General features: G+C 39.6%; 12 protein-coding genes. 10 read left to right on the forward strand and 2 right to left on the reverse strand.

Features of this window, described 5'->3' with window-relative positions:
- Positions 1–76: 76 nt before the first annotated feature.
- The 5 genes from H5117_RS00745 to H5117_RS00765 all read left to right on the forward strand — a co-directional run bounded on the left by H5117_RS00745 (position 77) and on the right by H5117_RS00765 (position 8,744).
- Positions 77–1,435, forward strand: a complete 1,359-nt coding sequence (locus H5117_RS00745) for a Fic family protein (RefSeq protein ID WP_182735958.1) — start codon at positions 77–79, stop codon at positions 1,433–1,435.
- Between the two features lie 76 nt (positions 1,436–1,511).
- A complete protein-coding gene (locus H5117_RS00750; RefSeq protein ID WP_182735959.1) occupies positions 1,512–2,267 on the forward strand; it encodes a hypothetical protein in 756 nt (251 codons plus the stop codon).
- Between the two features lie 209 nt (positions 2,268–2,476).
- Positions 2,477–5,575 (forward strand): Ig-like domain-containing protein, encoded by a 3,099-nt coding sequence (locus H5117_RS00755; protein WP_182735960.1) that lies wholly within the window; start codon positions 2,477–2,479, stop codon positions 5,573–5,575.
- Between the two features lie 413 nt (positions 5,576–5,988).
- Entirely contained in the window at positions 5,989–6,486 is a 498-nt protein-coding gene (locus H5117_RS00760; RefSeq protein ID WP_182735961.1) for a (2Fe-2S)-binding protein, read from the forward strand.
- On the forward strand, positions 6,483–8,744 hold the full coding sequence (locus H5117_RS00765) for a xanthine dehydrogenase family protein molybdopterin-binding subunit (protein WP_182735962.1): 2,262 nt from the start codon (positions 6,483–6,485) through the stop codon (positions 8,742–8,744). The genes H5117_RS00760 and H5117_RS00765 overlap by 4 nt, the downstream gene beginning before the upstream one ends.
- A 63-nt stretch (positions 8,745–8,807) precedes the next feature.
- Here H5117_RS00765 and H5117_RS00770 read toward each other — a convergent pair whose 3' ends face one another.
- A complete protein-coding gene (locus tag H5117_RS00770) occupies positions 8,808–9,005 on the reverse strand; it encodes a CsbD family protein (protein WP_002958133.1) in 198 nt (65 codons plus the stop codon).
- Positions 9,006–9,290: 285 nt separating this feature from the next.
- Here H5117_RS00770 and hrpB point away from each other — a divergent pair, with 285 nt between their 5' ends.
- The 3 genes from hrpB to H5117_RS00785 all read left to right on the forward strand — a co-directional run bounded on the left by hrpB (position 9,291) and on the right by H5117_RS00785 (position 12,633).
- A complete protein-coding gene (gene hrpB, locus H5117_RS00775) occupies positions 9,291–11,717 on the forward strand; it encodes an ATP-dependent helicase HrpB (protein WP_182735963.1) in 2,427 nt (808 codons plus the stop codon).
- A 91-nt stretch (positions 11,718–11,808) separates the two neighbouring features.
- On the forward strand, positions 11,809–12,273 hold the full coding sequence (locus tag H5117_RS00780; RefSeq protein ID WP_076925132.1) for a nuclear transport factor 2 family protein: 465 nt from the start codon (positions 11,809–11,811) through the stop codon (positions 12,271–12,273).
- 15 nt (positions 12,274–12,288) lie between these two features.
- Positions 12,289–12,633, forward strand: a complete 345-nt coding sequence (locus tag H5117_RS00785; protein WP_182735964.1) for a hypothetical protein — start codon at positions 12,289–12,291, stop codon at positions 12,631–12,633.
- Positions 12,634–12,840: 207 nt separating this feature from the next.
- Here H5117_RS00785 and H5117_RS00790 read toward each other — a convergent pair whose 3' ends face one another.
- A complete protein-coding gene (locus H5117_RS00790; RefSeq protein WP_002958138.1) occupies positions 12,841–13,056 on the reverse strand; it encodes a hypothetical protein in 216 nt (71 codons plus the stop codon).
- A gap of 170 nt (positions 13,057–13,226) precedes the next feature.
- Here H5117_RS00790 and H5117_RS00795 point away from each other — a divergent pair, with 170 nt between their 5' ends.
- Both H5117_RS00795 and H5117_RS00800 read left to right on the forward strand, forming a co-directional pair.
- The gene (locus H5117_RS00795) at positions 13,227–15,134 is read left to right on the forward strand and encodes a DUF1800 family protein (RefSeq protein WP_182735965.1); all 1,908 of its coding nucleotides are present in this window, start codon (positions 13,227–13,229) and stop codon (positions 15,132–15,134) included.
- 9 nt (positions 15,135–15,143) lie between these two features.
- Entirely contained in the window at positions 15,144–16,484 is a 1,341-nt protein-coding gene (locus tag H5117_RS00800) for a DUF1501 domain-containing protein (protein ID WP_182720681.1), read from the forward strand.
- Positions 16,485–16,521: the final 37 nt, after the last annotated feature.

The raw sequence follows: 16,521 nt of genomic DNA on the forward strand, positions 1-16,521 counted from the left end.
AATTTATACATAAAGTGAGACAAGGTTAATGAATTAGTTTATTCTTATTTCAATATTGCTACTTTTTGAGATTAAAATGGTAAATAAACCACCGCAAGAATTAATAAAAAACCCTTTTCAACTCATAGCAGAAAAAGAGCCTAATAAATTAGAAGATTACTTAGAGCTATTTTCACCCGTAGATACAAAAGGTCGTTATTTACATTTTGATGACTTTAAGTATCGTCTACCAAAAAACTTAGATCAAAAAATATCATGGTCTATCGTCAAGCTTGCCAGAGATAGGCAATTGAGACACATCATATCAGTAGGTTTTCCATCAAAAAATTGTAAGTTTTACTTAACACCTACAATCCAAAAAGCACTTTCAGAAACAGACAGAAACACAACTAGTGCTTCCTTAGAGTGGATGTGCAGTAAGATTGGTGAAGAAAAGCATTTAGAATATTTACTAAATGATTTAGTTGAGGATGAGGCTATAAGTAGCAGCCAGCTTGAGGGAGCTGCAACAACAACTAAAGTAGCAAAGGACTTGCTGAAAAGAAAAAGAAAGCCAAGATCTCCAGACGAAAAAATGATTGTTGGAAACTTTAAGATGATGAAGTTTGCTTGGGATAATAGACACAGAGACTTGTCGATTGATTTAATACTTTCTATCCACCAAGAAGGCGTCGAAAATATTGATAATGATAATTACACTCCCGGTGTATTTAGAGTTACAAATGACGTTGAAGTTGTTGATTCTGAAGGAGTGACAGTCCATATCCCTCCACCAGCAGAAGGTTTAACAAAACGTATTAAAGAATTATCAAAGTGGGTAAATGAATGTCATCATGATGTTGATAATAAAGAGTATTTTCATCCATTAATAAAAGCTATCACATTACATTTTGTTATTGGTTATGAGCATCCATTCAGAGATGGTAATGGGAGGGTTGCCAGAGCTTTATTCTATTGGTATATGTTTAAAAATGACTTTGCAGCATTTAGATATATAGCTATCAGCGTACTTTTAAAGTCAGCTCCAATCAAATATGGTAAAAGCTACCTTTATAGTGAAACAGATAATATGGATCTAACATACTTTATAGACTATCAGTGCAGTGTCGTTATACGTGCAATAAGTCAGTTTAAAGAATCCTATAAAAATACTCTTAAGGATGCAGAAACTTTTAATAAATGGCTTTGGGAATCTGGTTTATATAGAAAGTTAAACGATAAGCAACAAACTGTTTTCCAAGTCGCAAGAAGTGGAGTCGCACACCAATTTACTGCAATGAATGTAAAAGAAAATTTAGGATGCGCTTATAATACTGCATCAAATGTTTTAAATGGTTTAGTTGAGCTAAATTTATTTAAAAAAGAAAAACAGGGTAGGGAGTGGGTTTACAGTATGTTGAGCCAGAAAAAAATAATTGAGTCATGGAAAAGATAATACAATATAAGTTAATACTTTTATTTTTCGTGGATGTAGCTCTGGTTTTTTAGGGGGCTTCAAAAAAGGACTATAAATGAAGTTTTTTATTCACATCATGTCGTGGTTATACCTACTTTTTACATCTAGCACATTTGCTCTTGAGCAAAAATATCACGAGTTCGTTTTACCTGTTATTGCAGCCTTTGCAGATCACGATAAACCTGTAATTGCTGCACTTATTCGTTACCCGCTAAAACGACGATATCCGATACCTGACATTAAAGATGAGGCTGAGCTTATTAACCGCTTTGATGAAGTATTTAATGATGAGCTAGTGGCAGTTATTGCCGGCTCAAACATCAATACTGATTGGGAGAAAGTTGGTTGGCGCGGCATTATGCTAAATAACGGCGTTATGTGGGTAGATACCGACGGTAGAATTATTGCAATAAATACACAAAATGCCAAAGAGGAGGCACTTGCTAAAAGCTTAATCGAACAAGGTAAGCAATCCTTGCACGCAAGTATTAATACTTTTGAAAAACCAGTACTCGATTGGAAAACGGCTAACTACCATATTCGTGTTGATGATTTAGGTGATGGAAATTACCGTTATGCAGTGTGGAATATTGATAAAAGAGCAAAGGATAAGCCTGATATGGTTTTATTTAACGGCGATGTAACGGTTAGTGGCACTGGCGGTAATCACCATCATACGTTTAAAAATGGGCGTTATAGTTACATACTACATGTAACCATTATTGGCTGTGATACATCACCACCAGGTTGGCTTGAAGTTTATAAAGACGATGAGCGATTACTATTTGAAGATGTTATAAGCACTCATTAATCGATTTTAATTAGTAAATATGCGGCTAAGTTTTTTAGAAAATTAGCTTAGCTGCAAGCTAAATATTATTACGTTATTTCTTCTATGTCTTTGTAAAACTTTGTTAATCGCTTCTTTATTTCCGGTTTTTACTCTATATAATGCCGTGTTAATGGAACGTTGCAGTTGTAGTGGCGTGATTAAATAAAGAAATACAAAGGATTATGGAATTGATTAAACTATCTTGCCTTACGTTGCTCATGATGAGCGCGTATTCAGTGAATGCCAATACTCACGCTCAGCCTATAAAAAACACTCAAGAAAATACTTACGGTGATGCTGTTTTAATTAACGATCAAAAAATAAATTTTGATAAAGCTCATTTTGAAAGTTTATCTAAAAAGCCTCAACTCACGCCAATTATAAAAAATAATAGCCTTACTCAAGCGGCCTCAGACGAGCAAAACATAGAGCTTAGTAGCGTATTTCGTGAATTTTCATTAGGTAACTCAACAGGTCGCAAAGGCATGTACATTGCACCTTTGTCGGGTGTGGGTAGTAAGCACATTATATCCGCCCAAGAGAGCAATTTTAATATTATAGAATATGTAAAAGGTGCGTATAAAGTAACAGCTCGCTACGACTTTGATGACTATATTGAAGATACCACACTAATTAAAGATACAGTGGCAGATACATACTACTTATATGTTTTAGACAATAACGCAGTACATAAAGTTAATTTAGTCACTCAAGAAATAGAGCTAAGCAAAGAGTTTTATTACCCAAGAGCAGCAGATAAGTTTGATATAAACAGCGATGGCCAAGATGAGCTTTTTGTTTATCAAAGTAGTAAGCTTTTTGTTCTTAACTCGCTCGATTTATCTGAAATTGCGGTGCTTGAAAACGTACCACAAAATTTTGTGACAGGCTCGTTTACTGAAGCTAATGCAAAAGAAGTTTTATTTAGTGATGGTGCGGTTTATAGGTTTGAAAATTCAGAATTTGTACTGCACAAACAACTTAGTGTAAGTATTAATGGCGAGCATTTAATTACTGTTGATATTAATAACGACGGCTTAGATGAAGTGATTAATGGGCAAAGTTGGTACAGCATAGAAATGCTAAGCCCGAGCACTGAAAGCATTTTATGGACAGCCCAAAGCGACTTAGACATTGATAAAGTAATAGTTGCAGACATCGATAATGATGGTATCGATGATTTAGTTTACGGCGATGGTCAGTGGGGGAGCTTGTATGCGCTTTCACTCACAACAGGCGTTGAGTTTTGGAGTATTAATAATCCAGAGCATGGTGTGTCGGGCATTGTTGTAGATGACCTTAACGGCGATGGCAAACAAAATATTGCTTGGGGCTCAGGTTATTCTTCGTCAGGTGAAGATGGTTTTTATATTCACAACACGGATGATAAAGCCCAACAGTGGGCTAAAGGCATTAAGTACTACTCAAATAAAGCGTTAGCACTTGCTGATATTAATAATAACGGAAGCTTAGATATACTTTATTCCGAGCGTGACAGTAACGCTTTGCACATAGTAGATACACAAACTAATGAAAAAATACTTACAAATATAAGCGTTAATAACGATTGGGATAATAACAATTTAGTTACTACTGCTCAGCTGTTTGATGATGGTAAGAATTATATTATTACTGGCAGCTCTGCTATATACAATGCGAATGTACAAGTGTTTTCACCTGAAACGGGTGAAGAGCTATTTCAAACATATCTTGGCGGCGGAGACTACATTAGTACCTTAACAACGTTAGATATTAATAATGATGGCAAGTTAGAAATAATAGTAGGTAATGGCGCTGAGCATACCGGAAGTGAAGGTACCTTTTTTAAAGTATTAAATGGGCAAACTGGAGAGTTATTAAAAACATCGCCTCGCTTAGGATTTTATTGGGGCGGCATGAGTTCAATAGTAACTGGAAGCTTTCTTAATAACGAAAATATAGATGTGGTTAGTCTCGTTAGTGATTACCTCATTAGTTATGACTACTCTGAAAACACTATTTCTAAAGTTGCTTTAGAGCAAAGCTTTAACGGTTTGGTTAACACTGTTATTAATGGAGAAGAAACTTTAGTTGCCTCTACCTATAATGGCTCACTTTATAAAGTGGCTTTAAATGGGCAGACAACATTAATTAGTGAAGTGTGCCAAAACACTTTAAATAACATTGTGTCTGTAAGAGCTGGGTTTGTGCAGTATTCGTGTTCTGATCAGTTTGGTGAATATAACCTAGATAGCAATGTGGTTTCATACACTGCTAGGCGTAAGAATAATGACAGTTGGTTAGCAACTTCTACGTATAATAATGTTGATTATACCTTGTTGGCAGGTCAGTCATTGGAGGTGTTTTCTAATCAAGTTGCTGAGCCTTTAGCTAAGCCTGAAGCTGTAAGCTACTCTGATCATGTTTTAAAAAGCATACAAATAGATTTACCTGTATCAGATGATATTGATTATGTAGTTTTAAATAAGAGACCAACTCTGGGTAGGGTCGAGTTTACCGACAGACAGGCGGGTCTATTAACTTATATACCATCGGGCGCTGTAGGCATTGACGAGCTTAGTTACTACACAGTAAAAGAGCGTTCACGTTCAGCGTTATCAAGCTTAACGTTAGAGCTAAAAAATACAGCACCAACAGCAAATAATATGACACTGCAAACTCATTGGAATACACCGCTTAACTTTAATCTAGAAGGTATGGATGAAGACGCAGAGCCATTAGTATTTCAAATTAAAAATTCGCCTGCTCATGGGCAAATTCAGTTAATGGACTCTGCTTTAGGTAGCGTGACCTTTTCACCAAGTGGTGACTCGGTTGAGCCAGTATCAGTTAGCTTTACAGTGAAAGATTCTTTAGTTGAATCAGAGCTTCATAATGTTGTTATTGAACTGAAAAATACAGCCCCACAAGCTCAAAATGTAACATATAACACCTCTTATAAGAGTGAAGTGAATGGTCGCTTTTCAGCATTAGATAGCGACAACGATACACTTGAATTTGAAGTGGTAACCGAGCCAAACTCAGGAACTTTAACATTTGAGCCTGATACTGGATTGTTTAAACTAACTCCTACGAGCGAATCCGATCATGTAGTAACGTTTAGCTATGTAGCTAAAGATAAATTTGATAGTTCTGCAGTTCAAACTGTGACTATAAACGTTGAAGGTAAGCAAGCGGCTACGGTAGCGACTCCTTCATCTGATTCAGGCTCTAGCTCAGGTGGCAGTATTTATTACTTACTTACGCTGCTATCAGTGGTTTTATTTGGTAGACGCCGTTTTAATTAATAGTTAAAAGCTTATTTACACTATCTAAAACCGCCAAATGGCGGTTTTTTATTTATTAATAGTCTTTTTAAACTTTTATTTAGGGCTGTTTATCTTTCGAGGTTTAACATGCAATGCCCAAGGGTTCTGCATAGGGGCAATTTACGCTTTGTTGTTTACAAACCTCCCGCCGCGATTAAATCTCCCCTAGATTGAGTGAGTTTCAATCTAAAAGGTCAGCAGGGCCTAGTCATAATACTAATAATCAGACGTTAATATTTTCAATGTGGTTTAAACGTTCTAATAATTAGTATTTTTATAAAACAGATCTAAGTGGTAGGCTAAAAGTAGTAAGTATAAAATAGTAAGTAATTAAAAATAGTTCTCGCGCAACAAGGAACCCTCCTGTAAAGCGCTTTGCCAAGGAGTTTAGTATGATCACGCTTACCATTAATGGTAATAAACATGAGTTTTCTGGCGATCCGTCAACGCCAGTATTATGGTACCTCCGAGATGAATTGAATTTAACTGGGCCTAAATTTGGCTGTGGTATGGCACAGTGCGGTGCGTGTACCGTGCATATTGATGGGGTAGCTCAGCGCTCGTGTGTATTGCCTGTAGCGGCAGCAGCAGGGCGTTCAATTACGACAATTGAAGGGCTAAGCGAGCAGGGCGACCATCCAGTGCAACAAGCATGGGTTGAGCATAAAGTACCGCAGTGTGGTTTTTGCCAGTGCGGCCAAATGATGCAAGCTGCAAGCTTATTAGCTACAAACCCAACCCCAACTGACGATGAAATAGTAAGTAATATGTCGGGAAATATTTGCCGTTGTGGTACATACCCGCGTATTCATAAAGCAATTAAATCAGCCGCCAAAACAATGGCGAGTGTTCAATATTTTGACCCAAATGAACAAGGGGAAGAAGTATGAACCAAGATAACAAATACTTTGATTTAAACCGCCGTAAGTTTTTAAAAACTAGCGCAATAGGTGCATTGGTACTTGGTACTTATTTTGTAGGCAGTGCGCCAAGAGCATTTGCGGGTGTATTAGAGCAGCCATCTGAGCAAGCAAAACGCGCAAACTTATTTATTGCACTGCGCCCAGACGGCATGGTTGAAATAACCTGCCATCGCTCTGAAATGGGTCAGCAAATTCGCACCGCGATTGCACAAATAGTTGCCGATGAAATGGAAGCCGCGTGGGATAAGGTTATTGTTATTCAGGGTAAGGGCGACCCTAAATACGGCGATCAAAATACCGATGGCTCGCGCAGTATTCGCTACAACATGAAGCGCCTGCGTGAAATGGGCGCAAGTGTGCGTTACATGATGCAGCACGCTGCCGCTAAGTATTGGAAAGTTGACCCGCAGACCTGTACAGCCAATCAACACGTTGTTACACACAGCTCAGGTAAATCGCTTACTTATAAAGATTTAATCGACTTAGCGCTTACAATAACGCCACCAGAAGCTGACAAACTAACACTTAAAACACGCAAAGAATGGCGCTACATTAATACTGGCATGGCGCACATAGATTTAGCCGATTTAGTAACAGGTAAAGCAATATTTGCAGCCGATGTACGCGAACCACAAGCGCTAGTGGCTATAATTGAACGCCCGCCGGTAGTAGGCGGTGTTGTTAAGTCATTTGATGCCAGTGCTACAAAAGCGATAAACGGCGTTGTAGATGTTATTGAAATTCCTGCACCAAAAGGCGCACCGCAGTTTCAGCCAAAAGGCGGTATTGCGATTATAGCTAAAAACACATGGGCTGCATGGCAAGGGCGTAAAGCATTAAAAGTCGTATGGGATGATGGCAAAAATGGCGATTACAATTCAGAAGAATTTAAAAAGTCATTACTAAAAACAGTACAAACTCCACAGGCAAACATACGTGATAAAGGCGATGCCATGGGCGTGTTGGCTAAATCGAGCAATAAACTCGTAGCTGATTATTACGCGCCGCATCTTGCTCAAGCACCAATGGAGCCGCCGTGTGCAACAGCTATGTACAACAAAGATAGTGTTGATATATGGGCTGCTACGCAAAATCCACAAGCCGATATGAAAACAGTGGCGGCAATGCTTGGCATGGATGAGAGCAAAATTAATGTTCACGTTACTATGCTCGGCGGCGGCTTTGGGCGTAAGTCAAAACCTGACTTTTCAGCAGAAGCAGCTTACCTTTCAATGAAAGTAGGCAAGCCTATTCGTGTGCAATGGACGCGTGAAGACGACATACAACATGGTTTTTACCATGCAGTTTCGGCTCAGCACATTGAAGCATCGTTAGATAAAAATGGCGCAATAGAATCTTATTTACACCGCACTGCGTTTTCACCAATTACGTCTACCTTTTCAGAAGGGGCGACTACGCCAGGAAGCTTTGAACTGCGCTTAGGGTTTACCGATAACCCAATTAACACACCTAACATGAAGTTAGAAAACGGTGATGCGCAAGCCAAAGCACGAATTGGTTGGATGCGCTCTGTATCAAATATTTTTCATGCCTTTGCTATTCAGTCATTTATTGGCGAAGCAGCGCACAAAGCCGGTCGCGACCAAAAAGACTATTTACTAGACACCATAGGTCCGAGTCGTATTGTTGATGTAACAGAGCAAAATGCTACATACGATAATTACGGTGGCGATAAAGCGGTTTATCCGTTAGATATTGGCAGACTGCGCCATGTTATTGAAAAAGTAGCTGACATGAGTAAATGGGGTCGAGAACTTCCTAAAGGGCGAGGTTTAGGCATAGCAGCACACAGAAGCTTTTTAACTTACGTAGCTACGGTAGTTGAAGTAGAAGTGTCGGATGCTGGCGATTTAAAAGTAATTAAATCGTGGGTTGCCATTGATGCGGGTACGGTTGTAAACACTGACACCGTTAAAAACCAAACTCAAGGTGGTTCTATTTACGGGATTACAACTGCAATCAGCGATGGTATTACCTTTGATAAAGGCCGCGTGCAGCAAAGTAACTTTCATGATTATCGCGTACCGCGTATGAGCGACTCACCACTTGAAGTTGACGTTGAAATTGTACAAAGTGACGCACCTCCAGCAGGGGTAGGCGAGCCATCTACACCAGTTTATGCGCCAGCATTATGTAATGCTATTTTTGCCGCGTGCGGAAAGCGTATTAGGCAGTTACCAATAGGTGACCAGCTAAAAGCGTAACTAAATAACCTACAGCTTAAACAAAAAAACCGCCAAAATGGCGGTTTTTTTAGAAGTTAGCGATTAGTGAGTTTTTTCAAATTCATCAACTTCACGCTCTGCTTCTTCTTTAGATTTACCATACTGCTGCTGGATTTTACCCACTAGCTCTGTACGGCTACCTTCAATTTTGTCTAAATCGTCGTCAGTAAGATCGCCCCATTTCTGTTGAGCCTTACCTTTAAGTTCGTTCCAATTACCTTTCATACGATCGCTGTTCATAAGTTTCTCCTTACTTAGATTTAATTAACGTTCAGTATAAAAGGAGCAAAGCGTGTACCAACAAGTTAAATCTTTATTTTATATTAATAATCAGTGTGTTATGTTTTTATTGGGGCAGTAATGATTAATGTTTTGAGCACATCCTTAAAAAATGTACAGAGCGGTCTGTAATTATTTCTGATTATGTAACCCTTAATTAAATCCTTTATAACCACATAGCTTTAGCGGCGCGTTTATTTTTGGTTTTTGTTACAATGCACACAAAGCAATTTTGGGTAAATAGCTGTGCTGCCGGTTCAAGACATATATCAACAACTCGTTACTACATTACAAAGTAATCCTATTACGTTATTACAAGCACCGCCTGGTGCGGGTAAATCTACGTGGTTGCCGCTACAACTAATGCGTGACGGGCATTTTAAACGTATTGTAATGCTAGAGCCTCGCCGTTTAGCTGCACGTAATATTGCAAGTTACTTAGCAAAGTGCCAAAACGAGAGTGTTGGGCAAAGTGTGGGTTTGCGGATTAGAGGTGAGAGTAAAGTAAGCGCTAATACGCGCCTCGAAATAGTCACCGAAGGCATGCTAACGCGCATGCTGCAAAACGATCCCGAATTAAGCGATATTGATTTACTGATATTTGATGAGTTTCATGAGCGTTCAATTGCAGCCGATACCTCACTTGCCTTTGCGCTCGAGACCCAAAGTGCGCTACGTGAAGATTTAACCATCATGCTTATGTCGGCAACTCTTGATACTGAGCGCTATACAGCTTTTTTTGACTGCCCTGTAATTCAATCAAGCGGTCGCAGCTATCCAATAGATGAAGTATACATACCCATAAAAGATGAAAGTCGCTGGCTTGATGCAATTCCTAACATAGTAAAACAAGCACTTAATGAGCAAACAGGTAGCGCATTGGTATTTTTACCTGGGCAGTTTGAGATATTACGCGTGCAACAAGCACTGAGCGATTTACCCAGTAACTGCCAAGTTGCAACGCTATTTGGCGAGCAAGATAAAGCTAATCAGCAAACTGCTATTGCCCCTGCACCTAACGGCATGCGCAAAGTAGTGCTTACCACCAATGTAGCCGAAACTAGTTTAACTATTAAGGGCATACGCATTGTAATTGACAGCGGCAAGCGCCGTGCAGCCACCTTTAATTTAAAAACAGGGGTTACTGAGCTCACAACACAAAGTATATCGCGCTCGTCTGCTGTGCAGCGCGCTGGGCGTGCAGGGCGAATAGAGCCGGGTATTGTTTATCGAATTGGCTCAAAGCAAACCTTTGAGCGACGTAATAGCCACGACAATCCCGAAATACTCACATCAGACATAAGCCAGCTTATGCTTGAGGCAAAGCAGTGGGGAGCCAGTATTGATGAGCTAACCTTGCTCGATAAGCCCACTGAGCAACAATGTGAGCAAGCAAGTAACCTGCTTAACATGCTAGAAGCTATTGATAGCAAAGGTAAGCTCACACCGCTTGGCAGTAAAATGTTAGGTTTTGGTGCTGATATTCGTTTGGCGCATATGCTATTAAAAGCACAAATACTTGATGACCAACTCCCTGGTATTTTTAGGCTCGCTATTTATTTAGTGGCATTACTTGAGAGCCGAGTAAATAGTGCAAACGAGTTGAGCTTAGCGCTGCATAGCCAGCAGCAACGTCCGCATCCGGTATTTAAACAACAGTTAAAATATTGGCAAAGCCGCTTAAAAGTAAAAGACGAAAACAGCGAATTAAATACGCATTATATAAGTTTGCTGGTGGCATTGGCATACCCCGATCGCATCGCTAAAAAACGTGGTAATGGTTATTTACTTGCCAATGGTGCTGGTGCTGAGTTAAATGCCGATTACTGGCACAACGACGATTACTTAGCTATAGCAACCATGGGCGGGCACAAAGGTGGGCGTATATTTGCAGCCACCGCGCTTAACCCATTTGAGTTACAAGAATTTTTACCGCATTTATTTAGTGAACTTACTCGTTGTGAGTTTGATGAAAAATCAGCGCGCTTTATTCACCAAGATGAAGTAAAGCTCGGGGCTATAACGCTCAGCAGCCAGCCTAGTAAACAAAAACTAGATAAGAGCGAGCGTGCTAAAGCGTGGCTTAACTTATTTGCTAAACACGGTTTTGCATTATTTAACGAGCAACCTGATGCGCAACAATTGCTGATACGTATGAGCCTAGCAAGTAATTTAATGCCCGATAAATTCCCGCAAATAAACGAGCAACAACTTATTCAAAATGCAGCGCAGTGGCTAGGCGTGTTTTTAGAAGATATTAAAACGCTCACGCAGCTTAAAAAGTTTAACTACTTTGAAGCATTACAAAACTACTTTGATTGGCAACAACAAACCACGTTAAAAGCTTTGTTACCTTTGCGCTTAACGGTGCCCAGTGGCTCAAATATAAAAATAGAATACCAACTTGATGGCCCCGCAAAGCTAAGCGTGCGTATGCAAGAAGTTTACGGCTTGACCAGTACGCCTATGCTTGCCAACGGTAAATTGCCATTGCTTATGGAGCTGCTATCGCCAGGTAAACGTTCATTGCAACTTACTCAAGATTTAGCCCACTTTTGGGCTAGCAGTTACCGCGATGTGCAAAAGGAAATGAAAGGCCGCTACCCTAAACATTTTTGGCCAGACGACCCAGCCAACAGCGTTGCAACAAATAGAGTAAAGAGCAAAATGTAGGTGTTAATTTACTTAAAACTGATTTTGTTTGATTATTGAACTTACTAAGGTAATGTACCTATAAAATATTTTTAACTACAGGGAATAGTCAATGAGGTTACTTTTAACGTTAGGTTTGGCTCTAGTAACTGCTTTTTCGGCTTATGCTGAAAAGCCACTCGACTTAAATGCATTTGCGCAGCAATACTATAAAACAATGACCGCCACACAAGCACCTAACGCAGGTGCTAAAGAGCTTGAGGCTTATCTTGCATTGTTAACCGATGATATTGGCAATCAGCATATTCCGTATCAACCGGATGACTCACGTACTCCTGATGGCAAAGAGCAGATGCGCAAAGGTATGAGTTTTTACTTAGGTGCGCACACGTTGTTTGAGAGCACACTGCTTAATACATTTGTGTTTAACAATACAGGCTTTGCTATTCGTTATAAAAACTATGTAAAAGGTATTCATCCGCAAAGTAAGCAGCCAATAGAATACACCTCCACAATGATGGAAGTAATAGAAGTTGAAAACGGTAAAGTGGCGATGATCCGCAAGTATCACGAATAACAAATAAGGATATATATGAAACATTTACTCATCGCACTATCAATATTAATGCTTAGTGCATGCGCTAGTACAAAAAGTGATTTTAGATTTGATGGTTCTACACCTGAGTCAACTCAGGCGGGAGTTAACAAAGTTTTAAAGACATTAAAATCTCAAGATTTAATGCGCTTTATAGGCGCCTTAATTGCAATTCAATTTTCTGATGTGCAAAGCGCAGAAGATGTTTTAGGCGACCCAACCATGATGAATGAAATGAATTATTTTATTATTGGTAAAAAAATTGATGGCTTAAATTATTATGAAGTACTGGATCTTGCGAGTTCATCTTCATCGAAAGTGGAAGTTTCGGTAGCGAAATAGTTTCAGCTTTTTTTCTATCTAAAAATATAATTTTACGCCATTGAAGCACTGTATCAATGGCGCTTTTTATACAGTAAGGCTATTTATACATAGCTATTTTTTATGGTAGTTAATTTTTGTAAAGCACCCTATACAGCTAAATGCAGAGTATCGGCATGATCTTGGCTTTTATTATAAGAATAGGCGCTACTTTTATGTTACTGCCTGCTAAACCTCTTTCCCGCCATGGCTCTGTGCAAGGTCATCAAGTTCGGCGCAAGTGTAATCAAAACCACTTTCGTCGTATTCGTATGTCACTTTTACACTATCGCCGCCATTAAAAAGTCGTGTTTTTACATCGTTAACCGGCCAGTCTTTGAGCTCGTGTAAAAATCGGTTAGCAACTTGTGATGATTCAAAACAATAGCGAATTTCTGTTTTCATAAATAATAAAGCTCTGGCTGTTTACCCCAGCTGCTAGCGCATTATTAATGGGGCGTTCATGATTCGGTTACAAAAAATAAAGAGTTAAATTGTAAATTTTGTGTTTCAATAAATGCATTAAACTCGGTACACACTAACGTACTTTAATTAACAAATGATGACGACTTTACATGCATTATAAATTTGCCCTTATCGCAAGCTCGGTTTTTATACTAAGCGCTTGCGGTGGTTCAGGCTCCGATGATACGCCAACCGTTAACGGAAATAAAATCCCCATTTTGTCAGTCGCTGATATTCCTAGTGAATTAAGTAAAGGCCAAACAATTGAGCTAACAGCAACAGCCAGTGATAAAGACGGCACTATTACATCTGTTGTGTGGCAACAAACGCAAGGGCCTGAACTAATTAGTGGGCCTTTAGAGGCAACAACTACTTCAGTAACACTGCTAAATGCGCAAAGTTATAAGCCTGTTGATTATGCTTTTTCGGTAACAGCAACCGATAACGAAGGGGCAAGCAGTGTAAAAACGCTAAGCTTTACTGCACGTAATAATATGGATGACATTAGCGCCGCACGGTTACTACACCAAGCAACAATGGGACCTAAGCTTAGTGAAATACAAAACGCACAAGGTTTAAGCGAGCAGCAATGGCTTGATAAACAAATAGCGCTACCTATTAATTATCACCGTGATTATTTAGTAAAGTTAAATGACGATGATGACTTTAAATACATAAGCCGCATAGACGCATGGTGGAAGGCAGTAATGCAAAGTGACGATCAACTTCGTCAACGTGTTGCATTTGCGTTAAGTGAAATATTAGTAGTGTCGGATGAAAACAGTGCCTTAAGAGGCCAACCTGAGGGCATGATCACTTATTACGATTTGCTACTAAAGCATGCCTTTGGTAATTATCGTGACTTACTCGAAGAGGTCACGCTTTCGCCTATTATGGGAACTTACTTAAGCCATTTGAGTAACGAAAAAGCAGACGATGCACTTAATATTCGCCCAGATGAAAATTACGCACGTGAGGTAATGCAGTTATTTACTATTGGCCTTGAAGAGCTAAACCTAGATGGCAGCGCCAAGCTTGATGCACAAGGTAATACTATTGCTACTTACGGACAGGTCGAAATAGAGGGTTTTGCACGCGTATTTACTGGTTGGACGTTTGCCGATAGTGAAACATTTAAGCGTAAAAGTCGTGACTATATTAAACCAATGGAAGCATTTGACGAGTACCATTCTAGTAAACAAAAAACCTTACTAAATGGCGAGGTTATACCACAAGGTTATACAGCAGAAGAGTCATTGCAAATAGCGCTCGATAATTTATTTAACCATCAAAATGTTGCACCATTTATTACTAAGCAGCTTATTCAGCGATTAATTACGTCAAATCCAACCCCCCAATACGTTGAACGAGTAGCTAATATATTTATTGATAATGGCGCCGGTGTACGCGGCGATTTAGCGGCTGTAGTAAAGGCTATATATTTAGATGATGAAGCACGGCATTTTGGCTCAGTGCTTAACTATCAAGGTAAAATTAAAGAGCCTATTTTAAAAACCGTACAGTTTTGGCGAAATCTCGATGCTAAATCTTTGGCTGGTTACTATAAAACATGGAATTTAATAAATAGCTACGGGCAAGGACCCATGCAGTCGGCTTCGGTATTTAACTTTTTTAGGCCTGATTATCAAACCGCAGCTTTGCGAAATGAAGGTATTGTTGCGCCAGAGTTACAAATAGCAAACGATGCGACACTGATTGGCACCATGAACGCGCTTTACGCAAGTTTAGTGTGGAGTACCGCAGAAGCGCACAGTGATTTAAATTCAAATGGTATTTATGTTTATGTTCAAGACGACATGAATGTTTTAGAGAAAAACGGTGTTAGCGCGCTATTAACTCAGTACAACACGCTATATTTTGCAGGCGCAATGAGCAGTGACACTCGCCAAGCATTATTTGATTTAGATGCCTATTTTAATGAAGAGCAATACCGTGAACGGGTTTCGTATTTATTATATATGATTGCTATTTCACCTGAATTTAACGTGCAGTATTAGGAGCGCATAATGAGCATTAATAGAAGAGAGTTTTTGTCGTTATGTGTAAAAGGCAGCGTATCGGCCGCCGCGTTAACAAGCCTGCAATTACAAGCGTTAACTGGAGCGACTAATGCTGTTGAGCTAGGTGATTACAAAGCATTAGTGTGTGTTTATTTATACGGAGGGAATGATTCGCTAAATATGCTCGTTCCGCTTGAAGGCGAGCAACGTAGTTTGTACAAGCAAAGCAGGCAAAACCTAGCGGTAGAGAGCCCACTTGAGCTAAGCATTAAAAGCCAGTTTGCAGGTGGAGTCGGTATTCACCCTTCACTTGAACCGATACAAAATGTGTTTGAATCTCAAAATTTAGCATTTATAGGCGGGGTAGGTACTTTACTCGCTCCCACAACATTGAATGACTATAAAAATAAAACAATAGGTTTGCCTAAGCATTTGTTTTCGCATAACGATCAGCAGGCTGCGTGGATGTATGGTAGAGAAAAACAATCACTTAACAGTGGTTGGGGCGCACGACTTTTAGAACGTTTAGAGTTACAAGATGAGTTTGCAGCTAATGTATCACTCGACGGTACTAATCTATGGCAAACGGGAAGTACAACGAGTGCATTTGCGCTTAACAAAAGCGGCATTAGTAATATCAACGCGTTTGGAGGGTATCAACCTCGAAGCGAGCACGTAACCGCTATTATGAATCGCTTACTAGGTAATACAGGGCATCCGTTAAGTACAGCTTATGCCAATGGCTTAACAAGTGCGATAAATAACACTCAAGCAATGAACAGCGCGTTAGAAAGCGCGCCTGCACTTATTACCCCATTTAGCGATAATAGCCTTAGTGAGCAATTTGCCGCAGTCGCTAAAACAATTAGCGTACAGGCAAAGTTGAGTACTCAACGCCAAGTGTTTTTTGTTTCTATGGGGGGGTATGATACCCACGACAACCAATTAACAACGCACCCTGCTTTATTAAATACGTTAGCTCAAGGGTTAAGTGAATTTGATAGTGCGATGAAAGAGCTTGATATGGCTGATAAAGTGACTACGTTTACTATGTCTGATTTTGGTCGCACGTTGACATCAAATGGCGATGGCACTGACCATGGTTGGGCAGGGAACCAAATAGTAATGGGCGGCGCAGTAAAAGGCGGCAATATATATGGCGAGCTATTAACTCAACATTTGGATGGCGCACAAGATACCGGTGGCGGGCGTTTAATTCCAAGTGTTGCTAATGAGCAGTACTTTGCCACATTGGCTCAGTGGTTTGGTGTGCCAAGCTCTGAGCTTGTTGATATTTTTCCAAACTTGAGTAACTTTGATCACACAACATTGGACTTTTTTGTGTAATTAGTCGCTAATAGTAATCTAAAAGCGCTTGTTAGTA

The organism is Pseudoalteromonas sp. SG45-1, assembly GCF_014164135.1.
Classification (GTDB): domain Bacteria; phylum Pseudomonadota; class Gammaproteobacteria; order Enterobacterales; family Alteromonadaceae; genus Pseudoalteromonas; species Pseudoalteromonas distincta.